We start from the raw sequence: 24,580 nt of genomic DNA, 5'->3' as shown, positions 1-24,580 counted from the left end.
GGCATAAACGCGCTTTATCTGGCCGACAAACGTATCTCGATCTGGGGAATGAGAATGACAACAGACAACCCGCTAATTTCAATTTATATGCCGACCTGGAACCGTCAGCAACTGGCTATCCGGGCAATTAAATCGGTGCTGCGCCAGGACTATCCACACTGGGAGATGATCATTGTGGATGATTGCTCTTCGTCCTGGGAGCAGTTGCAGCAGTTTGTCGATGAGCTGAACGATCCACGTGTTACCTATATTCATAATGCCATTAACTCCGGGGCATGCGCGGTACGCAATCAGGCCATTATGCAGGCCAGCGGGCAATACATTACGGGGATTGATGACGACGACGAGTGGACGCCAAACCGTTTGAGCGTCTTCCTTAAATATCGTCATCAACTGGTGACTCGTGCGTTTCTCTATGCCGATGATTATATCTGTGAAGGCGAGGTCTATTCGCAGCCAGCCAGTCTGCCGCTCTACCCAAAGTCCGTGTACTCGCGACGTAAATTCTATAAGCGCAACATTATTGGTAATCAGGTCTTTACCTGGGCTTGGCGCTTTAAAGCGTGCCTGTTCGATACAACGTTGAAAGCCGCACAGGATTACGACATTTTCCTGCGTATGGTGGTGGCGTATGGCGAGCCCTGGAAGGTAAAAGAGGCAACGCAAATTCTGCATGTTAATCACGGCGAGATGCGTATTACATCATCACCACGAAAATTCTCCGGTTACTTCCAGTTCTACCGCAAGCACAAAGGCAAATTTGACCGGGCCAGCAAAAAATATCAGCTGTTTACTCTCTATCAGATCCGTAACAAACGAATGAACTGGCGCACGTTGTTGACGTTACTTTCAGTGCGTAACAGCAAGCGTCTGGCCGCCGGGCTGAGAGGACGTTAAATATGCTGGAAGATTTACGTGCGAACGGCTGGAGCCTGCGTCCCTGCTGCATGGTAGGGGCGTATCGGATTGCTCATTTTTGCTCCGTGTGGCGTAAAAAAAACGTGCTGAACAACTTGTGGGCAGCACCGATATTGGTGATGTATCGCCTTATCACTGAATGTGTATTTGGCTATGAAATTCAGGCAGCAGCAACTATCGGTCGTCGTTTTACCATCCATCATGGCTATGGGGTAGTTATCAACAAACATGTAGTGGCAGGTGACGATTTTACCCTTCGCCATGGCGTTACCATCGGAAATGTTGGTGCAAAAGATATGGCCTGCCCGGTGATTGGTAACGGTGTTGAGCTGGGGGCTAATGTCATTCTGCTTGGCGCTATCACCATTGGTCATAACGTGACGATTGGCGCAGGCAGCGTTGTACTTGATGACGTTCCTGACGACGCGCTGGTGGTGGGTGAAAAAGCACGGGTTAAGGCAACGAAATGAATATATTACAGTTTAATGTCCGACTCGCAGAAGGAGGGGCAGCAGGGGTAGCTTTGGATCTGCACCTGCGCGCGCTGGATAAAGGGTTGTCGTCGCGTTTTGTGTATGGTTATGGCAAAGGCGGCAAGAGAAGTATCAGCCACGACAACTATCCACACGTGATTAAGCACACGCCACGCCTGACGTCGGCGGCGAACATTGCGCTGTTTCGTCTGGCTAACCGAGACCTGTTTGGCAATCTCGATAATTTGTACCGCACAGTTACCCGTACATCTGGTCCATTGGTGCTGCATTTTCATGTGCTGCACAGCTACTGGCTGAATCTGGAAGAGGTAGTGGCGTTTTGCCAAAAGGTGAAGTTGCATAAACCCGATATCACCTTCGTCTGGACACTACATGATCACTGGAGTGTCACCGGTCGCTGTGCCTTTACCGACGGCTGTGAGGGCTGGAAAACTGACTGTCAGAAATGCCCAACGCTGACCAACTATCCCCCAGTAAAAGTCGATAAGGCGCACCAACAACTGCCCGGCAAACGACAGATGTTTCGCGCCATGCTGGCGTTAGGCTGCCAGTTCATCTCTCCCAGTCAGCATGTAGCCGATGCGTTTAACCACCTGTACGGCGCAGGACTCTGCCGCATTATTAATAACGGGATTGATATTGCAACGGAAGCCATTCTCTCTGACCTGCCACAGGCAATGGAACATCACAGTAGGCCGAAAATTGCAGTAGTGGCTCACGACTTGCGCTATGACGGTAAAACGAACCAGCAACTGGTGCGCCAGATGGTCGCGCTGGGCGACAAGATAGAGCTACATACCTTCGGTAAGTTTTCGCCGTTTACCGGGGTGAACGTAACCAATCACGGATTTGAAACCGATAAGGGCAAGTTAATGAGTGCTCTTAATCAAATGGATGGGCTGGTATTCAGTTCCCGGGTTGATAACTATCCGTTGATTTTATGCGAAGCGCTATCTATCGGTGTGCCGGTGATCGCCACGCATAGCGAGGCAGCGCAGGAAGTGCTGGCTAAATCGGGAGGAAAAACGTTCAGCGACGCTGATGTCCTGCGACTGGTACAACTGAATAAGTCAGAAATAGCTCAGGCTGTATTCGCTACTTCGCTTGCGACGTTTAGCCAGCGTAGTCGGGCTGTATACAGCGGGCAACAGATGCTGGAGGAATATGTCTCGTTCTATCAGAATCTGTAGCTACCTGATGTTACCGCTGTTGTATCTGCTGGTTAATGTCAAACTTGCACAACTGGGAGAAAGTTTTCCCGTCACGATCGTCACTTTTTTACCGGTTCTGTTGTTGCTGTTTATTGAACGCATCAATATCAAAAAGTTGCTGATTGCGCTCGGTGTCGGTGGAGGACTGACAGCTTTTAACTATCTGTTCGGTCAGTCTCTGGATGCCAGCAAATATGTCACCTCCGCGATGCTTTTTGTGTATACCGTGATCATCATCGGTATGGTGTGGAGTATTCGGTTCAAAACGATTTCGCCGCATAACTATCGGAAAATTTTACGTTCCTTTTGGCTGGTAGTAGGGCTGGTGGTGGGGCTTGCTGCGATTGAAATGACACAGATTATTCTGAGCGGTAGCAGTAGCGTAATGGAAGTTATTTCGAAATATCTTATTTACAGCAATAGTTATGTTCTGAACTTTATTAAGTTTGGTGGCAAACGTACTACCGCACTCTATTTCGAACCGGCATTTTTCGCTCTGGCCTTAATCTCAATTTGGCTCAGTATCAAACAGTTTGGTATCAAAACGCCTAAGTCCGATGCTATGATTCTGTTAGGGGTAATATTATCAGGATCGTTTTCGGGGGTGATGACATTTATCTTGTTTTATTTACTGGAGTGGGTGTTCCAGTATTTGAATAAAGATGCGATAAAAAAGAAGTTACCGTTGGCGATTATCTCACTGAGCGTGTTTCTGATTGGAGTGGTATTTGCATTTCCATACATCTCGACGCGCCTGGGAGATTTAGGTACAGAAGGTTCGTCATCGTATTATCGTATCGTCGGCCCATTGGTAATGGTTGGTTATTCTCTGCTGAATATTGATGGCGTAGTCAGATTCGGCTCACTTTATGAGTATGTTGCGTCATTCGGAATTTTTAACGGTGCGGATGTAGGTAAAACGATAGACAATGGTTTGTATTTGTTGATTATCTATTTTTCATGGTTTGCCGTGATATTAGCCCTCTGGTATATGGGGACAGTCATGAAAATGATGCTGAATGCGTTTGGCGATAATCAGAATTATCGGGTGCAGCTTTATCTTTTTACGCCACTGTCGTTGTTTTTCACCGGTTCAGTATTTAGTCCGGAATACGCTTTTTTAATTGTGTGTCCGTTTATTTTGCGCAAGGCGCTGAATATCGCGAGGTAATTTACATGCTGCTCAGTATTATCACCGTCGCCTTTCGCAATTTGGAAGGGGTTATCAAAACTCACGCGTCACTGTCTCACCTGGCGCAGGCGGGCGATATCAGCTTTGAGTGGATTGTCGTTGATGGTGGCTCCACTGACGGTACGTCAGCGTATCTTGAGGATCTTAACGGAGAGCACAGGTTACGCTTTGTCAGCGAGCCGGATAACGGTATTTATGATGCGATGAATAAAGGTATTGCGCTGGCGCGCGGGCGGTTCGCTTTGTTCCTTAACTCCGGGGATGTTCTACATGCAGATGCCGCAAAGTTTGTTCGTCAGCTGAAAGCGCAAAGTGATAACGCGATGGTTATCGGTGATGCGTTACTGGATTTCGGTGATGGTAATAAAATTAAACGCCGGGCTAAACCAGGCTGGTATATCTATCACAGCTTACCGGCCAGCCATCAGGCGATTTTTTTTCCGGTTAGTGGATTGAATGTCTGGCGTTATGACTTGCAATATAAAATATCCTCAGATTATGCATTGGCTGCCAAATTATATAAGTGCGGATTTTCTTTTAAAAAAATCACCGGACTGGTGTCAGAGTTCTCTATGGGCGGTGTGTCTACTACGAATAATCTGGAATTATGCCGGGATGCAAAAAAAGTGCAGCGACAGATATTACGGATGCCAGGTTTTTGGGCTGAGCTTTCCTGGTATTTACGCCTGCGAACAACCGGTAAGACAAAAACCTTATATGGTAAAACGTAGGGGCACACTATGCAGAATTTAAATGGCTTCTCAGTACCGAAAGGTTTTCGCGGTGGCGGCGCCATTAAAGTGCAATTATGGTGGGCAGTACAGGCGACATTATTTCGGCTGTCACCACAGGTGATGTATCGCTGGCGCGCATTTTTATTACGAATGTTTGGCGCGAAAATAGGAAAAAACGTAGTAATCAGACCTTCAGTAAAAATTACTTATCCGTGGAAATTAACCCTGGGAGATTATGCCTGGGTAGGTGATGACACGGTTTTATATACGCTGGGTAATATTACGATTGGTGCGCACGCGGTTATTTCACAGAAAAGTTATTTATGCACCGGGAGTCATGATTTCACCAGTCAATATTTTGATATTACCGCCACGCCGATTGTTGTTGGTGAGAAATGCTGGCTGGCGACGGATGTTTTTGTTGCTCCTGGTGTGACGATTGGCGATGGCACCGTAGTGGGTGCACGAAGCAGCGTTTTTAAATCGCTGCCGGCAAATACCGTTTGTCGGGGTAATCCCGCAGTTGTTACGCGCAAACGCGTCGAAAAAGTTACTCCCTGAGGGGATCATTTAAGAGGTGAAAACATGTCAAAAGTCGCTCTCATTACTGGCGTAACCGGGCAGGATGGTTCCTATCTGGCAGAGCTTTTGCTGGAAAAAGGTTATGAAGTGCATGGTATTAAACGCCGTGCATCATCGTTTAACACCGAACGCGTGGACCATATTTACCAGGATCCGCATTCGGGTAATCCCAAATTCCATCTGCACTATGGCGATCTGACGGATACCTCCAACCTGACCCGGATTTTACAGGAAGTTCAACCGGATGAAGTTTATAACCTGGGGGCGATGAGCCACGTAGCGGTGTCATTTGAATCACCGGAATATACCGCTGACGTCGATGCGATTGGCACGCTGCGCCTGCTGGAGGCGATCCGCTTCCTCGGTCTCGAAAAGAAAACCCGTTTTTATCAGGCATCCACCTCTGAATTGTATGGCCTGGTACAGGAAATTCCGCAGAAAGAGACCACGCCGTTTTATCCGCGATCGCCGTATGCAGTTGCCAAACTGTATGCCTACTGGATCACCGTCAACTACCGTGAATCCTACGGCATGTTCGCCTGTAACGGCATTCTGTTTAACCACGAATCCCCGCGCCGGGGGGAAACCTTTGTCACGCGGAAAATTACCCGCGCGATTGCCAATATCGCCCAGGGGCTGGAGTCGTGTCTGTATCTCGGCAATATGGATTCCCTGCGCGACTGGGGACATGCCAAAGATTACGTCAGGATGCAGTGGATGATGCTGCAACAGGAAACACCAGAAGATTTTGTTATTGCCACTGGTGTGCAGTATTCCGTACGTCAGTTTGTGGAAATGGCGGCGGCACAGTTGGGCATTAAATTGCGCTTTGAAGGTCAGGGCGTGAACGAAAAAGGGATTGTCGTTTCCGTGACCGGCCATGATGCCCCAGGTGTTAAACCGGGCGATGTGATGATTGCTGTCGATCCGCGTTATTTCCGTCCGGCTGAGGTAGAAACTCTGCTGGGCGATCCGGCCAGGGCTCACGAAAAACTGGGCTGGAAACCGGAAATTACGCTGCGCCAGATGGTCTCTGAAATGGTTGCCAACGATCTGGAGGCGGCGAAGCGACATTCTCTGCTGAAATCCCATGGGTATGAGGTCGCCATCGCGCTGGAGTACTGAGGATGATGAAACAACGTATTTTTGTGGCGGGCCATCGCGGGATGGTGGGGTCTGCCATCGTGAGGCAACTGGCGCAGCGCGATAACGTTGAGTTGGTGCTGCGTACCCGTGATGAGCTTAATCTGCTGGACGGGAATGCGGTGCGTCACTTCTTCGCGACCGAACGTATTGACCAGGTGTATCTGGCAGCGGCAAAAGTGGGTGGTATTGTGGCAAATAATACTTATCCTGCTGATTTTATTTATGAAAATATGATGATTGAGAGCAATGTTATTCATGCGGCTCATCAGCATAACGTGAATAAGCTGCTCTTCCTCGGCTCATCATGCATTTACCCGAAGATGGCCAGACAGCCGATGCACGAAAGTGAACTATTGCAGGGGGCGCTTGAACCCACTAATGAACCGTATGCGATTGCAAAAATTGCCGGGATCAAGTTGTGCGAGTCATACAACCGTCAGCATGACCGCGACTATCGTTCGGTAATGCCCACCAATCTATACGGGCCGCACGACAATTTTCATCCGAGCAATTCGCATGTGATCCCGGCGTTGCTGCGCCGTTTTCATGATGCCTGTAATCAAAATGCGGCGGACGTTGTGGTGTGGGGGAGCGGGACGCCGATGCGCGAGTTCCTGCATGTGGATGATATGGCCGCGGCCAGTATTCATGTGATGGAGCTGGCTCGCGAAGTCTGGCGAGAGCACACCCAGCCGATGTTGTCGCATATCAACGTAGGTACAGGTGTTGACTGCACTATTCGCGAACTGGCGCAGACTATCGCGAAGGTAGTGGGCTACAAAGGGCGCGTGGTGTTTGATGCCTCGAAACCGGATGGTACACCACGGAAGTTGCTCGATGTCACGCGACTACACCAGCTTGGCTGGTATCACGAAGTGTCGCTGGAGGCCGGACTTGCCAGCACCTGGCGGTGGTTCCTTGAGAATCAGCAGCGGTATCGGGGGTAATTATGTTTTTACGCCATGAAGATTTTGCCACCGTCGTGCGCTCTGCCCCGTTGGTGGCTATTGATTTGATTGTGGAAAACGCGCGTGGCGAGTACCTGTTTGGTCAGCGCATCAATCGCCCGGCTCAGGGATACTGGTTTGTACCGGGGGGGCGGGTGCAAAAAGATGAGCCGCTTCATATGGCCTTCGAACGCCTGACCGAAGCCGAACTGGGGCTGCGTTTATCGATATCCGCAGGCAAGTTTTATGGGGTCTGGCAGCACTTTTATGACGATAACTTTTCCGGTGAGGATTTCTCGACCCACTACATCGTGCTCGGTTTTCGTCTGCGGGTGCAGCAAAACGAACTGCAATTGCCTGATGCCCAGCATGAGGCGTATCGCTGGCTAACACCTGAGGCACTGTTGGAGTGTGAGAACGTGCACGATAATAGCCTGGCGTACTTTATGCCGGAGCGTCAGCCCGGAGTGGCGGGAATATGAAGATCCTGGTGTATGGCATTAACTATTCTCCCGAGCTAACTGGCATCGGCAAGTACACCGGTGAGATGGTGGAGTGGATGGCGCGCAAAGGGCATGACGTTCGGGTGATCACCGCGCCTCCTTATTATCCACAGTGGAAAGTAAACGGTCGCTATTCCTGCTGGCGCTACCGTCGTGAGGAGGGTGATGCCATTGTCTGGCGTTGTCCTCTGTACGTGCCTGAACAGCCATCAACGCTTAAGCGCCTGCTGCATTTAGGCAGTTTCGCTCTGAGTAGTTTTTTCCCGCTAATGGCCCAGCGTCGCTGGAAACCGGATCGCATTATTGGTGTAGTGCCAACGCTGTTTTGTACGCCTGGCATGCGGTTGCTGGCCTGGCTTTCCGGGGCGCGGACGCTGCTGCACATCCAGGACTATGAAGTTGACGCTATGTTAGGGCTCGGGATGGTCGGGAAAAGCAAAAGCAAAAGCAGCGCAGTGGCGAAACTGGCCAGCGCTTTTGAGCGCAGTGGTCTGCACAGTGTGGACCACGTTTCGACAATCTCTCGTTCCATGATGAACAAAGCTGAGGGAAAAGGCGTCGCGCCGCAGAAGGTTATTTTCTTTCCTAACTGGTCGGAAGTGGCGCGTTTTCGTGAGGTGTCCACAGCCGATGCTCAGGCACTACGTCAGTACCTCGGTTTGCCTGAAGATCAAAAAATCATTCTCTACTCAGGCAATGTTGGAGAAAAACAGGGACTGGAAAGCGTGATTGATGCGGCAGTTCAACTTAGCAATCAACCATGGTTGTTTGTGATCGTCGGGCAGGGTGGTGGAAAAGCGCGGCTGGAGAAGATGGTCAGTGAACTCGGTCTGCACAACGTGAAATTTTTCCCCCTGCAGTCTTATGACGCGCTACCTGCGTTACTGAAGATGGGCGATTGCCATTTAGTCGTGCAAAAACGTGGTGCGGCGGATGCCGTTTTGCCTTCAAAACTGACCAATATACTCGCTGTTGGCGGCAATGCAGTGATCACCGCCGAGCCTGAAACCGAACTCGGTCAGCTCTGTGAAAGCTATCCGGGGATTGCGGTTTGCGTGGAGCCGGAGTCGGTGAGTGCATTGGTCAGTGGTATTGAACAGGCGTTGATGATGCCAAAAGTAAACACGGTGGCGCGAAACTATGCCGAATGCACGCTGGATAAAGAAAATGTGCTCACCCAATTTATTGCAGATATACGGGGATAAATCATGAGTCAATCCAAACTCTTTCCGGTCGTTATGGCCGGTGGCTCTGGTAGTCGGTTGTGGCCGTTGTCCCGTGTACTGTATCCAAAACAGTTCTTATGCCTGAAAGGCGATCTCACCATGTTGCAGACCACAATTTGTCGTCTGAACGGCGTAGAGTGCGAAAGCCCGGTCGTTATCTGCAATGAACAACACCGTTTCATCGTGGCGGAACAGTTACGACAACTTAATAAGCTGACCGAGAACATTATCCTTGAACCCGCAGGGCGCAATACAGCCCCAGCGATTGCGCTGGCTGCGCTTGCGGCAAAACGTCACACCCCGCAGGGGGATCCGGTACTGTTGGTGCTGGCAGCTGATCATGTGATTACCAACGAAGGGGCTTTTCGCGAAGCGGTTCGCAATGCCATGCCTTATGCCGATGCGGGTAAACTGGTGACGTTTGGCATCGTGCCGGATCAGGCTGAAACTGGCTACGGTTATATTCGGCGTGGCGATGTTTCCCCCACCAATACCGATGCTGTCGCTTTTGACGTTGCGCAGTTTGTTGAGAAACCCAATCTTGAAACCGCGCGGGGTTATGTGGCAAGCGGCGATTACTACTGGAACAGCGGTATGTTTTTGTTCCGTGCCGGTCGCTACCTCGAAGAACTGAGAAAGTACCGTCCCGATATTTTCGACGCCTGTGAGAATGCCATGAGCATGGCCGATCCCGATCTTGATTTCGTTCGCGTTGATGAAGAGGCCTTTCTCGCCTGCCCGGAAGAGTCGGTGGACTATGCGGTGATGGAGCATACGGCTGACGCAGTAGTGATGCCGATGAACGCGGGCTGGAGTGATGTGGGTTCGTGGTCATCGCTGTGGGAAATCAGCGCCCATACCGCCGAAGGTAATGTGCATCACGGCGACGTGATTAGCCACAAAACTGAAAACAGCTATGTCTACGCGGAGTCAGGCCTGGTGACGACTGTTGGTGTGAAGGATCTGGTGGTGGTACAGACCAAAGATGCGGTGTTGATTGCTGATCGCAACGCGGTACAGGATGTGAAAAAGGTGGTTGAACAGATTAAAGCTGACGGACGCCATGAACACCATATTCACCGTGAAGTGTACCGTCCGTGGGGCAAGTATGACTCTATTGATGCCGGAGAACGCTACCAGGTGAAGCGTATTACCGTTAAACCGGGTGAGGGGTTGTCTGTGCAGATGCATCATCACCGCGCCGAACATTGGGTGGTGGTGGCCGGTACAGCTAAGGTGACAGTCAATGACGACATCAAACTGCTTGGCGAAAATGAGTCGGTCTATATTCCTCTGGGGGCGACTCATTGCCTGGAGAACCCCGGAAAAATTCCGCTAGACCTGATTGAAGTGCGCTCGGGATCCTATCTCGAAGAGGACGATGTGGTGCGCTTTGAGGACCGCTACGGACGGGTTTAACGCTACAAATCTGCAGGCCCGGTAAGCACAGCGTTATCGGGCAAATAATGACAACAACCTGTTTTGGCCATATTCCGGTCAGGGCTAACTGTTGCCTGAAAAAGGGGTAATCATGACGAAATTAACCTGTTTCAAAGCCTACGATATTCGCGGCAAGCTAGGCGACGAGCTGAATGAAGACATTGCATGGCGTATTGGCCGCGCCTGTGGTGAATTCCTGCAACCGAAAACGGTGGTACTGGGCGGCGATGTGCGTCTGAGTAGCGAAGCGCTTAAGCTGGCGCTGGCGAAAGGGCTGCAGGACGCGGGGGTGGACGTACTGGATCTTGGTATGTCAGGCACTGAAGAGATTTACTTCGCGACGTTTCACCTTGGTGTTGACGGTGGTATCGAAGTCACCGCCAGCCATAACCCGATGGATTACAATGGGATGAAGCTGGTACGTGAAGGCGCGAGACCCATCAGTGGCGATACCGGCCTGCGAGACGTGCAGCGCCTGGCACAGTCTAACGATTTTCCGCCCGTCAACCCGACAACACGCGGTAGTTACAAGACTATTAATCTGCGTGACGCTTACATTGACCATCTGCTGAGTTATATCAACGTCAACAATCTGCAACCGATAAAGCTGGTGCTTAATTCTGGTAACGGTGCGGCAGGTCCGGTGGTGGATGCCATTGAAGCCCGGTTTAAGACGCTGGGCGTGCCGGTTGAATTCATCAAAATTCACAATACCCCTGATGGCTCCTTCCCTAATGGTATTCCCAACCCACTGTTACCGGAATGTCGTGAAGATACCCGGAATGCGGTGATTGAACACGGTGCGGATATGGGGATTGCTTTTGACGGGGATTTTGACCGTTGCTTCCTGTTCGATGAGAAGGGCCAGTTTATCGAGGGTTACTACATCGTTGGCCTGCTGGCACAGGCATTTCTGGAGAAACATCCAGGGGCCAAAATTATCCATGACCCGCGTTTGTCCTGGAACACGGTGGATGTGGTGAACACTGCGGGAGGCACGCCGGTGATGTCGAAAACCGGCCACGCTTTTATCAAAGAGCGTATGCGTCATGAAGATGCGGTTTACGGCGGTGAGATGAGCGCCCATCACTATTTCCGCGATTTTGCTTACTGCGATAGTGGGATGATCCCGTGGTTGCTGGTAGCGGAATTGCTGTGTCTGAAAAGACAGTCGCTGGGCGAACTGGTACGTGACCGGATGGCGGCGTACCCGGCGAGTGGCGAAATTAACAGCACGCTGGCGGAGCCGGCAGTGGCTATCAATCGTGTGGAACAACATTTTTCAGGTGAGGCGCTGACGGTGGACAGAACCGATGGTATCAGCATGTCATTTGCCGACTGGCGCTTCAATTTACGTTCCTCCAATACCGAACCCGTGGTGCGCCTTAATGTGGAATCGCGCGGAGATATTCCGTTGATGGAAGCGCGAACGCGCACTCTTCTGGCGTTGCTGAATCAGTAATGCCGGTTCTTCCGGACGGGTTGACTAACAGGAACCACGATGACACATCTAAAAAAGCGCGAACGAACCAAAACCAATGCGTCGTTAATCTCGATGGTGCAACGCTTTTCGGATATCACCATCATGTTTGGCGGATTGTGGATGGTCTGCGAATTGGCCGGTTTGCCTTTCCTGTACATGCACCTGCTGGTGGCGTTAATCACGTTGGTGGTTTTCCAGATGCTGGGAGGAATAACGGATTTTTACCGCTCCTGGCGCGGCGTCAAAATATCCACTGAGCTAGTGTTACTGCTGCAAAACTGGACGCTGAGTCTGATTTTTAGTGCGGGATTGATTGCCTTTAATAACGATTTTGATAACCGACTGGCCCTGTGGCTGGCGTGGTATTTGCTTTCAAGCGTCGGTCTGGTGCTGTGCCGTGCTTTTATTCGCTTCGGTGCGGGATGGTTGCGAAACCGCGGTTATAACACTCGACGGGTAGCAGTTGCAGGCGATCTCCCCGCAGGGCAGATGCTGCTGGATAGCTTTCGCCATGAACCGTGGCTCGGTTTTGAGGTGGCTGGCGTCTATCATGACCCAGAGCCTGGACGAAACTCTCGTGACTGGGCCGGAAATCTGCAACAACTGGTGGATGACGCCAAAGCTTCACGCATTCATAACGTCTATATCGCAATGTCGATGAACGAAGGGGCACGCGTAAAAAAACTGGTGCGCGACCTGGCTGATACCACCTGTTCGGTGATCCTTATTCCCGATGTCTTTACTTTCAATATCCTGCACTCGCGGATTGAAGAGATGAACGGTGTGCCGGTTGTCCCCTTGTATGACACGCCGCTGTCAGGCATTAACCGTCTGCTGAAACGCGCGGAAGATATCGTGCTGGCGTCGTTAATTCTGTTGCTTATTTCTCCGGTGTTATGCGCCATTGCGCTGATGGTGAAGCTGACCTCAAAGGGACCAGTCATTTTTCGCCAGACGCGTTACGGCATAGACGGCAAACCGATCAAAGTCTGGAAATTTCGCTCCATGAAGGTAATGGAAAACGATGCGGTGGTGACTCAGGCGACCCAGAACGATCCGCGTGTGACCCGCATAGGCAACTTCCTGCGCCGCACTTCGCTTGATGAACTGCCGCAGTTTATTAATGTGCTGACGGGGGGGATGTCTATTGTCGGTCCACGTCCGCATGCGGTGGCGCATAACGAACAGTATCGTCAGTTGATTGAAGGTTACATGCTGCGCCATAAGGTGAAACCCGGCATTACCGGTTGGGCGCAAATCAATGGCTGGCGTGGTGAAACCGATACGCTGGAAAAAATGGAAAAACGCGTTGAGTTTGACCTTGAGTACATTCGTGAATGGAGCGTGTGGTTCGATATCAAGATTGTTTTTCTGACGGTGTTTAAAGGCTTTGTGAATAAAGCGGCGTATTAATATGAGCTTACGAGAAAAAACCCTCAACGGCGCAAAGTGGTCAGCAATTGCCACGGTGATCATCATTGGCCTTGGCCTGATCCAGATGACTGTACTGGCGCGCATTATTGATAGCCATCAGTTCGGGCTGTTAACCGTGTCGCTGGTGATTATCGCGCTGGCAGATACGCTGTCAGATTTTGGTATCGCCAATTCTATTATTCAGCGCAAAGAGATCGGTTATGTTGAACTCACCACCCTGTACTGGATAAACGTTGGGCTGGGTATTGTTGTTTGCGTAGCGATGTTTCTGCTCAGTGATACGATTGCCAGTGTACTGAACACCCCCGATCTGGCGCCGCTGATAAAAGCGCTGTCGCTGGCGTTTGTGGTAATACCGCATGGCCAACAGTTCCGCGCCCTGATGCAAAAAGAGCTGGAATTCAACAAAATTGGCATCATCGAAACCAGTTCGGTGCTGACCGGTTTTACCTTTACCGTGGTCAGCGCCCACGTTTGGCCGTTAGCGATGACGGCTATTCTGGGCTATCTGGTGAACTGTGTGCTGCGAACGCTGCTGTTCGGCTATTTGGGTCGCAAAATTTATCGCCCCGGACTGCATTTTTCCCTCGCTAACGTGTCGGCAAACCTGCGTTTTGGCGCGTGGCTGACTGCAGACAGCATCATCAATTACGTTAATACCAATCTTTCCACCCTGGTGCTGGCCAGAACTCTGGGGGCTGGCGTTGCGGGAGGGGTCAACCTTGCCTGGAATGTGGCGGTTGTGCCGCCAATAAAACTGAATCCAATTATTACCCGAGTGCTGTTTCCGGCGTTTGCCAAAATTCAGGACGACACGGAAAAGCTACGGGTGAATTTTTACAAGCTGCTGTCGGTCGTGGGGATTATCAATTTCCCGGCGCTGCTGGGATTAATGGTGGTGTCGAACAACGCGGTGCCGCTGGTGTTTGGTGAGAAGTGGAACAGTATCGTTCCGGTACTGCAACTGCTGTGCATTGTGGGTCTGCTGCGTTCAGTCGGTAATCCGATAGGTTCTTTGCTGATGGCAAAAGCCCGCGTCGATATCAGCTTCAAATTCAATGTATTCAAAACCTTTTTGTTTATCCCTGCCATTCTGGTTGGCGGGAATATTGCTGGTGCGCTTGGCGTCACGCTGGGGTTTTTGCTGGTACAGATCATTAACACCATCCTTAGCTATTTCGTGATGATCAAACCGGTACTGGGGCCGAGCTACCGGCAGTACATGCTCAGTCTGTGGTTACCGTTCTATCTCTCCTTACCGACACTGGTTGTGAGTTACCTGACTGGAATTACGCTGCAAGGTCAGTTGCCGTTAAGCATGCTGCTGGCCTTACAAATAGCGGCAGGGGCGCTGGCGTTTACCGTGATGATTTTACTTTCGCGTCATCCGCTGGTGGTGGAGGTTAAGCGCCAGTTCTGCCGCAGTGAAAAAATGAAAACACTGCTACGCGCAGGGTAAGAAAATCGTTTTAAGAGGTCATTATGAAATTACTAATTCTGGGCAACCACACCTGCGGAAATCGTGGCGATAGCGCAATTCTGCGCGGTTTGTTGGATGCCATTAATACGCTACAGCCAGAGACTGAAGTAGATGTGATGAGCCGCTACCCGGTGAGTTCCTCCTGGTTACTGAACCGCCCGGTGATGGGCGATCCGTTGTATTCACAAATGAAGCAGCACAACAATGCTGCGGGTGTGGTGGGGCGGGTGAAGAAAATACTGCGCCGTCGCTATCAGCATCAGGTACTGCTTTCTCGCGTCACTGATTCTGGCAATCTGCGTAATATCGCGATTGCTCAGGGATTTACCGACTTTGTCCGTCTGCTTTCGCGCTATGACGCCATTATCCAGGTCGGCGGATCTTTTTTTGTCGATTTGTACGGTGTACCGCAGTTTGAGCATGCTTTGTGTTCATTTATGGCCAAAAAACCGCTGTACATGATTGGTCACAGTGTGGGGCCATTCCAGGATGCACAGTTTAACCAACTGGCGAATTACGTCTTTGGTCACTGTAATGCGCTTATTTTGCGTGAGTCCGTCAGTCTGGAGTTGATGAAGCGCAGTGCGATAACCACCGAGAAAGTGGAGCACGGCGTGGATACCGCCTGGCTGGTTGATAATCATCAGGATGACTTTGAACCCAGCTATGTCGTTCGGCACTGGCTACACACGGCGGCACAGCAAAAAACCGTCGCCATCACGCTGCGTGAACTGGCTCCGTTTGATAAGCGGCTAGGGACCACGCAGCAGGCCTATGAGCAAGCGTTTGCCGGGGTGGTGAACCGGATCCTCGACGAAGGCTATCAGGTGATGGCGCTATCAACCTGTACTGGCATCGACAGTTACAACAAAGATGACCGCATGGTGGCGCTGAATCTGCGTCAGTACATCAACGATCCAGACCGTTACCACGTGGTAATGGATGAACTGAACGACCTCGAGATGGGAAAAATTCTCGGCGCATGCCGTCTGACGGTAGGTACTCGTCTGCACTCCGCTATTATCTCGATGAACTTTATGACGCCAGCCATCGCTATTAATTACGAGCATAAATCGGCAGGGATAATGCAACAACTGGGGCTACCGGAGATGGCTGTTGATATTAGTCATCTGCTGGATGGCAGCCTGGAAGGTAAGGTTACCGATACCCTCGGCCAACTACCGGAACTGAACGTACGCGTGGAAGACGCTGTAAAGCGTGAACGTGAACAGGGGTTGCGGATGGTGCAGTCGGTATTAGCTCGTATCGGGGAGGAAAAATGAAGGTTGGATTTTTCCTGCTCAAATTCCCGCTTTCATCAGAAACTTTTGTGCTTAATCAGATCACTGCGTTTATTGATATGGGTTATGAAGTGGAAATTGTCGCCTTGCATAAGGGCGACCTTGAAAATACGCATGCCTCATACGATGCCTATCAGCTGGCAGAAAAAACGCGCTGGCTGCTTGATGAACCGAACGACAAACTGAGGAAGTTGCAATACCGGATTACTGCTGCGTTACAAGGGATTACCCGCATGGTCTCCTGGAAGGCACTCAATATTTCGCGCTACGGTGATGAGGCGCGCAACCTGATTTTGGCCGCCATATGCGGGTTAACGCCAAAGGCATTGCATGCCGATGTGTTTATTGCTCACTTTGGACCGGCAGGTGTGACGGCGGCGAAACTACGTGAGCTTGGTGTAATTAGCGGCAAAATAGCGACGGTGTTTCACGGCATTGATATTTCACATCGGGAGGTGCTTGCCCGTTATACCCCGGAATATCAAAAGCTGTTTCAGCGCGGAGATTTAATGTTGCCGATCAGTAATCTTTGGGCCGGGCGTTTACAAAAGATGGGATGCCCGCCAGAAAAAATCGCTGTATCACGCATGGGGATAGATATGACACGGTTTACTCCTCGTGAAGTGAAAGCACCTGCTGCTCCGCTGGAAATTCTCTCTGTCGCACGATTAACCGAGAAAAAAGGGCTGCACGTCGCCATCGAAGCCTGTCGTCAGTTGAAAGAGCAGGGCATGGCATTTCGTTATCGGATCCTGGGCATTGGCCCCTGGGAGCGTCGTCTGCGTACGCTGATTGAGCAATATCAACTGGATGATGTGATTGAAATGTCGGGTTTTAAACCCAGTCATCAGGTGAAAGAGATGCTCGAGCGAGCGGACGTATTTCTGCTGCCCTCAATCACAGGGACGGATGGTGATATGGAGGGGATCCCGGTGGCACTGATGGAAGCGATGGCAGTGGGGATCCCGGTCGTTTCTACCGTTCACAGTGGTATCCCTGAGCTGGTTGAGTCCGGTAAGACAGGCTGGCTGGTTCCCGAAAACGATGCGCAGGCGCTGGCAGAACGACTGGCAGCATTGACTCATATCGACAGCGGAGAGCTAAAGCCAATTGTGCTGCGTGCACGTGAGAAAATTGAATCTGAATTCAATCAGTCAGTCATCAATACGCAGTTATCCAGCCTGTTGCAAACGCTGTGATTCGAGGTTGTATGCCAGAGAAAAAACTTTCCCGACGTACCTTTCTGGCGGCAGGCTCCGCGCTTGTCGTACTCCATTCACCGGTTGGACGCTCGCTTGAAACCGGGCGCAGCGTTAACATTCAGGACTACGATCCAAAGGATTGGGTAGCTTCATTCCGACAGGCATTTTCAGAGGCACAAACGGTCGTTGTACCTGTCGGGTTGGTATGTGGAAACATGAATACCGGGATTTTCATTCCGCAAGGTAAAACATTACTTCTGCAAGGTCACATAAGCAGTAATGGGCGTGGTCGATTTGTTCTGCAGGATGGTTGCAAGGTAGTAGGGGAGAAAGGCGGGAGCCTGCATAATATTACCCTCGATGTGCGTGGATCGGACTGCCTGATTAAAGGAATCATGATGAGCGGTTTTGGTCCGGTGACGCAGATATATATCGGCGGTAAAAAAAAGCGGGTGATGCGCAACCTTACCATCGATGATATTACCATCACCCATGCTAATTACGGGATCCTGCGCCAGGGATTTCATAACCAACTGGATGGTGTGCAAATCACTAATAGTCGCTTTAGTGATTTGCAGGGCGATGCCATTGAGTGGAATGTGGCAATAAACGATCGCGATATTCTTATCTCCGACCATGTTATAGAGCGCATCAACTGTACCAATGGCAATGTTAACTGGGGCATCGGTATAGGGCTGGCGGGAAGTACCTATGACAATACCTACCCGGACGACCAGGCAGTGAAAAACTTTGTGGTTGCGAATATCACCGGTAGCGACTGCCGCCAGTTAATCCATGTGGAGAACGGTAAGCACTTTATCATTCGTAATGTCAATGCGCGGAATATCACTCCGGATTTCAGTAAGAAAGCGGGTATTGATAATGCAACGATTGCTATTTATGGGTGTGATAATTTTGTGATAGATAATATAAAGATGAGGAATAGCGCGGGAATACTGATTGGTTACGGTGTAGTCAAAGGGCGATATTTATCGATACCTCAAAACTTTAAATTAAATAATATTCAACTGGATAACACTAGTTTTGATTATAAATTACGCGGCATCCAGATTTCCTCAGGTAATGCTACCTCTTTCGTATCCATCACCAATGTCGATATGAAGCGTGGAACGCTTGAGCTACACAACAAACCGCAGCATCTGTTTTTACGTAATATCAAGGTAATGCAGCAATCCACAGTGGGTCCCGCGCTAAAAATGCACTTCGATTTGCGTAAGGACATTCGCGGGAAGTTTATGGCCAAAGAGAATACATTGCTGTCACTGGCTAATGTCAATGCGGTAAATGAGACCGGGCAGAGTTCGGCCGATATCGACAGTGTGAATCATCAGGTGGTGAATGTGGATACAGTGAATTTTACGCTACCGGAGCGGTAATTTTACGAGCTTTTCTGCCTAAAATGATACCAGCTTGAGATTAATACTACTGCATTTGGCACATAAGCGGAGTAACATGTGAGGCATCTGATCAATGTAATTCATACTGGCTAAAACAAGCTAAAAAGCTATAATTCAGCAACTATTGTATAGGTGAATGACTTAATGGTTAATTTGAAAGCAGTTATTCCGGTAGCGGGCCTGGGGATGCATATGTTGCCTGCCACAAAGGCCATCCCAAAAGAGATGCTGCCGATCGTCGATAAGCCGATGATTCAGTACATTGTCGACGAGATTGTTGCTGCAGGGATCAAAGAAATCGTTCTGGTTACTCATGCATCCAAGAATGCAGTAGAGAACCACTTCGACACCTCTTATGAATTAGAGTCTCTTCTTGAGCAACGCGTAAAACGCCAACTGCTAGCCGAAGTACAATCTATCTGCCCTCCTGGCGTGACTATTATGAACGTTCGTCAGGCTCAGCTGCTTGGCCTTGGTCATTCAATTCTATGTGCCCGCCCGATTGTAGGGGATAACCCGTTCGTGGTGGTGTTACCTGATGTTATTCTTGACAATGCAAGTGCAGATCCGTTGCGCTACAACCTGGCTGCTATGGTTGCCCGTTTTAATGAAACTGGGCGTAGCCAGGTGTTGGCAAAACGTATGGAAGGCGACCTTTCCGAGTACTCCGTCATTCAGACTAAAGAACCCTTAGATAATGAAGGTAAAGTTAGCCGCATCGTTGAATTTATTGAAAAACCCGATCAGCCACAAACGCTGGACTCCGATCTGATGGCCGTGGGGCGTTATGTGCTTTCTGCAGATATCTGGGCTGAATTAGAGCATACGCAACCTGGCGCATGGGGACGTATTCAGTTAACCGATGCAATTGCTGAACTGGCGAAAAAACAGTCTGTTGATGCCATGCTGATGACCGGCGATAGCTATGACTGTGGTAAAAAAATGGGTTACATGCAGGCCTTTGTGAAGTACGGGCTGCGCAACCTGAAGGAAGGACCGAAGTTTCGCAAGAGCATTGAGAAGTTGCTTAGCGAATAGATTTTGATTTCTTTGTGACAATACTCCACAAAAAATAGCGGCAGCTAACATTCCAGCGTCTATGCTTGATGCAATGGAATGTTACTGTCGTTTTTTTATTAAAAACAACCAATAACAACGAGTTAAACTACTAAGTTTAATCTTATCTTTGTCAGATTTTCCCTTGTTTATGACAGCATTTGGTAAGACAATTAGCGTTTGAGCTTAAGAGAGCTTTGCGATAGCTAGCGGGGCTGGTTACATCTTTGGAAATTTATGTAGTGCTCTGGTAGCTGTGAAGCCAGGGGCGGTAGCGTGGATAAATATCCAGGGGGCTGTTTTTATACCAGCATCTTAATAGTAGCCATATATATGATATTCGGAATTAAAAAGTGAAAATACTTGTTACTGGTGGGGCGGGGTTCATTGGATCTGCAGTTGTTCGTCATATAATCAAAAATACCCAGGATGCGGTTGTTAATGTTGACAAACTAACCTACGCCGGTAACCTGGAATCGCTTGCTGAAGTTAATGAAAGCAGTCGGTATCATTTTGAGCATGCGGATATTTGCGATAAAACGGCAATGGAGCGTATTTTTGCTACGCATAAACCTGATGCAGTGATGCACCTTGCGGCCGAAAGCCATGTAGACCGTTCTATTACCGGACCTGCTGACTTCATTGAAACGAATATTGTGGGCACGTATGTGCTGTTGGAGTCCGCGCGTGCCTATTGGTCAACAATGGACGCTGAGATGAAGTCGGCGTTTCGTTTTCATCATATTTCGACGGATGAAGTGTACGGCGATTTGCCGCATCCGGATGAAGTGGCGAGCGGTGCAGAATTACCGATGTTTACAGAAAAAACACCTTATGCACCTAGCAGCCCATATTCTGCATCGAAAGCTTCCAGCGATCATCTGGTTCGCGCCTGGATGCGAACCTATGGATTACCCACGATTGTCACCAACTGTTCAAACAACTATGGACCGTACCACTTTCCTGAGAAGTTGATTCCGTTAGTGATCCTTAACGCTCTTGAAGGAAAGGCACTGCCCATTTATGGCAAAGGCGACCAAATCCGTGATTGGTTGTATGTAGAAGATCATGCCCGAGCGCTGTACACCGTTGTGACAGAAGGTCAAATTGGTGAAACCTACAATATCGGTGGCCATAATGAGAAAAAAAATATCGATGTAGTTCATACCATTTGCGATCTTTTGGATGAGATTGTACCAAAAGCGGTTTCGTACAGAGAACAAATCACCTATGTAACTGATCGTCCGGGCCATGATCGCCGCTACGCTATCGATGCAGATAAAATTAGCCGCGAGCTGGCCTGGAAGCCGCGAGAAACCTTTGAAAGCGGGATCCGTAAAACGGTGGAATGGTATCTGCACAATACTCAATGGGTAGATAACGTTAAAAGTGGTGCCTATAAAACCTGGATTGAACAGAATTACGGGGAACGTCAGTAATGAATATTCTGCTTTTTGGGAAAAATGGTCAGGTGGGTTGGGAACTTCAACGAGCATTAGCCCCACTTGGCAATATTATTGCTCTTGATGTTCACTCTAAAGATTACTGTGGTGATTTCAGCAATCCAGAAGGTATTGCTGAAACCGTACGTAAGATACGTCCCGATGTAGTTGTTAATGCGGCGGCACATACCGCTGTAGATAAAGCTGAGTCAGAAGTTGAATTTGCGCAGTTGCTCAATGCTACAAGTGTAGAAGCCATCGCTAAAGCCGCCGCTGAAACTGGAGCGTGGGTGGTACATTATTCAACGGATTACGTTTTCCCAGGTACCGGTGAAACACCGTGGCGTGAAGATGATATTACGGCACCGTTGAATGTTTATGGCGAAACTAAACTGGCTGGTGAGAAGGCGTTACAAGAATACTGTCAGAAACATCTTATTTTCCGTACCAGTTGGGTTTATGCCGGTAAAGGTAATAACTTTGCCAAAACCATGCTACGGCTGGCTAAAGAACGGACGGAGCTGTCAGTTATTAACGATCAGTATGGTGCTCCGACAGGTGCGGAGTTGCTGGCGGATTGTACCGCTCATGCTATTCGTATAGCTATTAAAAATCATGAGGTTGCTGGTCTCTATCACCTGGTTGCGAGTGGTGTTACCACATGGCATGACTATGCTGCTTTGGTGTTTGATGAGGCCAGAAAAGCTGGTGTTGAATTAGCAATTAATAAATTGAATGAAGTGCCAACCAATGCTTATCCAACACCTGCTCGCCGACCGAATAATTCTCGTCTAAATACTGAAAAATTCCAGCGTCACTTTGGACTTGTTCTTCCACAGTGGGAGTCTGGTGTAAAGCGTATGCTGAACGAATTATTTACTACAACAGCAATCTGAACATGATAATAATGCTGCGTAAGCGGGCATTTTGCGCATAAAGAGAAAATGAAATGAAAACGCGTAAAGGTATTATTTTAGCTGGTGGATCGGGCACCCGTTTATATCCAGTAACTATGGCAGTGAGTAAGCAGCTATTGCCTATTTATGACAAGCCGATGATTTATTACCCGCTTTCTACTCTGATGCTGGCTGGTATTCGTGATATTCTGATTATTAGTACCCCGCAGGATACTCCTCGTTTCGAACAACTTCTGGGTGACGGCAGCCAATGGGGGATAAATCTCCAATACAAAATACAACCTACTCCGGATGGACTGGCTCAGGCATTTATCATTGGTGAAGAGTTCATCGGAAATGATGATTGCGCATTAGTATTGGGGGACAACATTTTTTATGGACATGACCTGCCAAAATTAATGGGTGATGCAGTCAATCAAGAAAGTGGGGCAACAGTATTTGCATATCATGTGAACGATCCAGAGCGCTACGGTGTAGTGGAATTCGATAAGAATGGTACCGCTATTAGCCTTGAAGAAAAACCTCTAGAGCCAAAGAGCAATTATGCGGTTACCGGATTATATTTCTACGACAACGATGTCGTGGAAATGGCAAAAAGCTTGAATCCCTCGGCGCGCGGTGAACTGGAAATCACAGATATTAACCGAATTTATATGGAGCAGGGCCGTTTATCTGTAGCAATGATGGGGCGTGGCTATGCGTGGTTGGACACAGGGACACACCAGAGTCTGATCGAAGCCAGTAATTTTATTGCCACCATCGAAGAACGCCAGGGGCTAAAAGTGTCTTGCCCGGAAGAGATAGCTTTTCGTAAGGGGTTTATTGATGTCTCTCAGGTTGAAAAACTGGCAGAGCCTTTATCAAAGAACGATTATGGCAAGTATCTTATAAAAATGGTTAAAGGTTTATAAGAGATGAACGTTATTCAAACAGCAATTCCGGAAGTGTTGATCTTTGAACCGAAAGTGTTTGGAGATGAGCGTGGGTTCTTTTTCGAAAGTTTTAGTCAGAAAATTTTCGAAGAATCGGTTGGGCGTAAAATTACTTTTGTGCAGGATAATCACTCTAAATCGAGAAAAGGAGTGCTTAGAGGGCTGCATTTTCAAAAAGGATCACATGCCCAGGGCAAGTTAGTACGTTGCACCCTTGGTGAGGTATTTGATGTGGCTGTTGATATCCGCAAAAATTCACCGACATTTGGAAAATGGGTTGGCGTACATCTGTCAGCAGAAAATAAGAAGCAACTCTGGATACCTGAAGGTTTTGCACATGGTTTTGTCACACTGAGTGAAACCGCTGAGTTCCTTTATAAAGCAACAAATTATTATGCCCCATCTGCTGAGGGTAGCATATTGTGGAGTGATGAAATAATTGGTATCGAGTGGCCGATTACACAACCTCCAGAACTTTCAGCAAAAGATGCTGTTGCTCCGTCGTTAGAACAAGTTTCATTATCTGAGTAAGAATTACTGTGTCACATCTAATTAAGATTTTCCCATCCAATATTGAATTCTCAGGTGAAGAAGACTCGACAATCCTCGATTCTGCGCTCTCTGCGGGTATACATCTGGAGCACAGCTGTAAAAATGGAGATTGCGGGGTTTGTGAATCTACATTACTTGCCGGAGAAGCGACAGATCCCATGGGCAGGATATATGCACAAGGGGATAAAGTTCTCACCTGCAATTGTAAGCCTAAAAGTAATATACAGTTGCAGGCCCTTTACTATCCAGAATTACAAGGGCAGGTGAAGAAGATCGTACCTTGTAAAGTCAATAGTATCGATCTTGTTTCTGCTGATGTTATGAAGATCACTCTTCGTCTCCCCCCAACTGCTAAAATGAGTTTTCTTCCTGGGCAATATATTAATCTGCAATACAAAGGTGTAACGCGTAGCTATTCTATTGCGAATAGCAATGAAGCAGATGGTATTGAGTTACATATCAGGAATGTTATCAATGGCCAAATGAGTTCATTGATTTTCAATGAGTTACAAGTTAATACTTTGATGCGTATTGAAGGCCCGTGTGGAACTTTTTTCATTAGAGAAAACGATCGTCCAATTATTTTCATCGCCGGTGGTACAGGGTTTGCCCCTGTTAAATCCATGGTTGAGTATTTAGTGAAAAAAACAATCTCTCGCGATATCTATATTTATTGGGGGATGCCATTTGCGAAAGATTTCTATTCGAAAGTTCCTGACGAATGGAGCAGGGATTTTGATCGGATACATTTTATTCCCGTGGTGTCCGGGGATGATCAAACATGGAATGGGCGTAAAGGCTTTGTTCACCAGGCTGTGATGGAAGATTTTGACTCGCTTGAATCGTTTGATATTTATGCATGTGGGTCGCCCATCATGATCGATGTAAGCAAAAAAGACTTTATGTCAAAAAATCTGTCTGTTGATAATTTCTATTCTGATGCTTTTACCGCATCTAAATAATGATAATA

Annotated in this window: 23 protein-coding genes; all 23 read left to right on the top strand. The window is 48.8% G+C overall.

All coding sequences use genetic code 11. The features are described 5' to 3' along the window. Positions 1-54: 54 nt before the first annotated feature. A complete protein-coding gene (wcaA, locus tag AACS05_RS14725) occupies positions 55-897 on the top strand; it encodes a colanic acid biosynthesis glycosyltransferase WcaA (protein ID WP_045444713.1) in 843 nt (280 codons plus the stop codon). A 2-nt stretch (positions 898-899) separates the two neighbouring features. Beyond that, entirely contained in the window at positions 900-1,388 is a 489-nt protein-coding gene (wcaB, locus tag AACS05_RS14720; RefSeq protein WP_045444710.1) for a colanic acid biosynthesis acetyltransferase WcaB, read from the top strand. Continuing rightward, the gene (gene wcaC, locus AACS05_RS14715; RefSeq protein WP_045444708.1) at positions 1,385-2,602 is read left to right on the top strand and encodes a colanic acid biosynthesis glycosyltransferase WcaC; all 1,218 of its coding nucleotides are present in this window, start codon (positions 1,385-1,387) and stop codon (positions 2,600-2,602) included. The genes wcaB and wcaC overlap by 4 nt, the downstream gene beginning before the upstream one ends. Then, positions 2,577-3,794 carry a colanic acid polymerase WcaD gene (gene wcaD / locus AACS05_RS14710; protein WP_045444705.1) on the top strand — a complete coding sequence of 406 codons (1,218 nt, stop codon included), beginning with the start codon at positions 2,577-2,579 and terminating at the stop codon, positions 3,792-3,794. Before wcaC ends, wcaD begins: the two co-directional genes overlap by 26 nt. A gap of 5 nt (positions 3,795-3,799) precedes the next feature. Next, on the top strand, positions 3,800-4,546 hold the full coding sequence (gene wcaE / locus AACS05_RS14705) for a colanic acid biosynthesis glycosyltransferase WcaE (protein ID WP_045444703.1): 747 nt from the start codon (positions 3,800-3,802) through the stop codon (positions 4,544-4,546). Between the two features lie 9 nt (positions 4,547-4,555). Beyond that, on the top strand, positions 4,556-5,110 hold the full coding sequence (gene wcaF / locus AACS05_RS14700; protein ID WP_045444700.1) for a colanic acid biosynthesis acetyltransferase WcaF: 555 nt from the start codon (positions 4,556-4,558) through the stop codon (positions 5,108-5,110). Positions 5,111-5,134: 24 nt separating this feature from the next. Further along, positions 5,135-6,256: a GDP-mannose 4,6-dehydratase gene (gene gmd / locus AACS05_RS14695; RefSeq protein WP_045444698.1), complete on the top strand. Its 1,122-nt coding sequence runs from the start codon at positions 5,135-5,137 to the stop codon at positions 6,254-6,256. 2 nt (positions 6,257-6,258) lie between these two features. Next, positions 6,259-7,224, top strand: coding sequence for a GDP-L-fucose synthase (fcl, locus tag AACS05_RS14690; protein ID WP_045444696.1), 966 nt, complete (start codon positions 6,259-6,261; stop codon positions 7,222-7,224). 2 nt (positions 7,225-7,226) lie between these two features. Continuing rightward, a complete protein-coding gene (locus AACS05_RS14685; protein WP_045444694.1) occupies positions 7,227-7,706 on the top strand; it encodes a GDP-mannose mannosyl hydrolase in 480 nt (159 codons plus the stop codon). Next, complete coding sequence (gene wcaI, locus AACS05_RS14680; RefSeq protein ID WP_045444692.1) at positions 7,703-8,932, top strand: colanic acid biosynthesis fucosyltransferase WcaI; 1,230 nt, start codon at positions 7,703-7,705, stop codon at positions 8,930-8,932. The genes AACS05_RS14685 and wcaI overlap by 4 nt, the downstream gene beginning before the upstream one ends. A 3-nt stretch (positions 8,933-8,935) precedes the next feature. After that, positions 8,936-10,372 carry a mannose-1-phosphate guanyltransferase gene (cpsB, locus tag AACS05_RS14675; RefSeq protein WP_045444690.1) on the top strand — a complete coding sequence of 479 codons (1,437 nt, stop codon included), beginning with the start codon at positions 8,936-8,938 and terminating at the stop codon, positions 10,370-10,372. 112 nt (positions 10,373-10,484) lie between these two features. Further along, complete coding sequence (gene cpsG, locus AACS05_RS14670) at positions 10,485-11,855, top strand: colanic acid biosynthesis phosphomannomutase CpsG (protein WP_045444688.1); 1,371 nt, start codon at positions 10,485-10,487, stop codon at positions 11,853-11,855. Positions 11,856-11,894: 39 nt separating this feature from the next. Continuing rightward, positions 11,895-13,289, top strand: coding sequence for an undecaprenyl-phosphate glucose phosphotransferase (wcaJ, locus tag AACS05_RS14665; protein ID WP_045444686.1), 1,395 nt, complete (start codon positions 11,895-11,897; stop codon positions 13,287-13,289). Position 13,290: 1 nt separating this feature from the next. After that, the gene (gene wzxC / locus AACS05_RS14660; RefSeq protein ID WP_045444683.1) at positions 13,291-14,769 is read left to right on the top strand and encodes a colanic acid undecaprenyl disphosphate flippase WzxC; all 1,479 of its coding nucleotides are present in this window, start codon (positions 13,291-13,293) and stop codon (positions 14,767-14,769) included. A 23-nt stretch (positions 14,770-14,792) separates the two neighbouring features. After that, positions 14,793-16,073, top strand: a complete 1,281-nt coding sequence (gene wcaK, locus AACS05_RS14655) for a colanic acid biosynthesis pyruvyl transferase WcaK (protein ID WP_045444680.1) — start codon at positions 14,793-14,795, stop codon at positions 16,071-16,073. Further along, a complete protein-coding gene (gene wcaL, locus AACS05_RS14650) occupies positions 16,070-17,290 on the top strand; it encodes a colanic acid biosynthesis glycosyltransferase WcaL (protein WP_045444678.1) in 1,221 nt (406 codons plus the stop codon). Before wcaK ends, wcaL begins: the two co-directional genes overlap by 4 nt. An 11-nt stretch (positions 17,291-17,301) precedes the next feature. Further along, positions 17,302-18,690 carry a colanic acid biosynthesis protein WcaM gene (wcaM, locus tag AACS05_RS14645; protein WP_045444674.1) on the top strand — a complete coding sequence of 463 codons (1,389 nt, stop codon included), beginning with the start codon at positions 17,302-17,304 and terminating at the stop codon, positions 18,688-18,690. Positions 18,691-18,855: 165 nt separating this feature from the next. Further along, positions 18,856-19,749, top strand: coding sequence for a GalU regulator GalF (gene galF, locus AACS05_RS14640; protein ID WP_045444671.1), 894 nt, complete (start codon positions 18,856-18,858; stop codon positions 19,747-19,749). A gap of 371 nt (positions 19,750-20,120) precedes the next feature. After that, positions 20,121-21,206, top strand: coding sequence for a dTDP-glucose 4,6-dehydratase (gene rfbB / locus AACS05_RS14635; RefSeq protein ID WP_045444668.1), 1,086 nt, complete (start codon positions 20,121-20,123; stop codon positions 21,204-21,206). After that, positions 21,206-22,105: a dTDP-4-dehydrorhamnose reductase gene (gene rfbD, locus AACS05_RS14630; protein ID WP_045444665.1), complete on the top strand. Its 900-nt coding sequence runs from the start codon at positions 21,206-21,208 to the stop codon at positions 22,103-22,105. Before rfbB ends, rfbD begins: the two co-directional genes overlap by 1 nt. Before the next feature lie 53 nt (positions 22,106-22,158). Further along, complete coding sequence (gene rfbA / locus AACS05_RS14625; protein WP_045444662.1) at positions 22,159-23,037, top strand: glucose-1-phosphate thymidylyltransferase RfbA; 879 nt, start codon at positions 22,159-22,161, stop codon at positions 23,035-23,037. 3 nt (positions 23,038-23,040) lie between these two features. Beyond that, complete coding sequence (rfbC, locus tag AACS05_RS14620) at positions 23,041-23,589, top strand: dTDP-4-dehydrorhamnose 3,5-epimerase (RefSeq protein ID WP_045444659.1); 549 nt, start codon at positions 23,041-23,043, stop codon at positions 23,587-23,589. 8 nt (positions 23,590-23,597) lie between these two features. Then, positions 23,598-24,572 (top strand): CDP-6-deoxy-delta-3,4-glucoseen reductase, encoded by a 975-nt coding sequence (locus tag AACS05_RS14615; protein ID WP_045444656.1) that lies wholly within the window; start codon positions 23,598-23,600, stop codon positions 24,570-24,572. Positions 24,573-24,580: the final 8 nt, after the last annotated feature.

It is taken from the genome of Citrobacter sp. S-77, assembly GCF_963864895.1.
Taxonomy (GTDB): domain Bacteria; phylum Pseudomonadota; class Gammaproteobacteria; order Enterobacterales; family Enterobacteriaceae; genus Citrobacter; species Citrobacter murliniae.
Note: the sequence above shows the minus strand (reverse complement) of the source record. Positions and strands in the feature narration are given on the sequence as shown.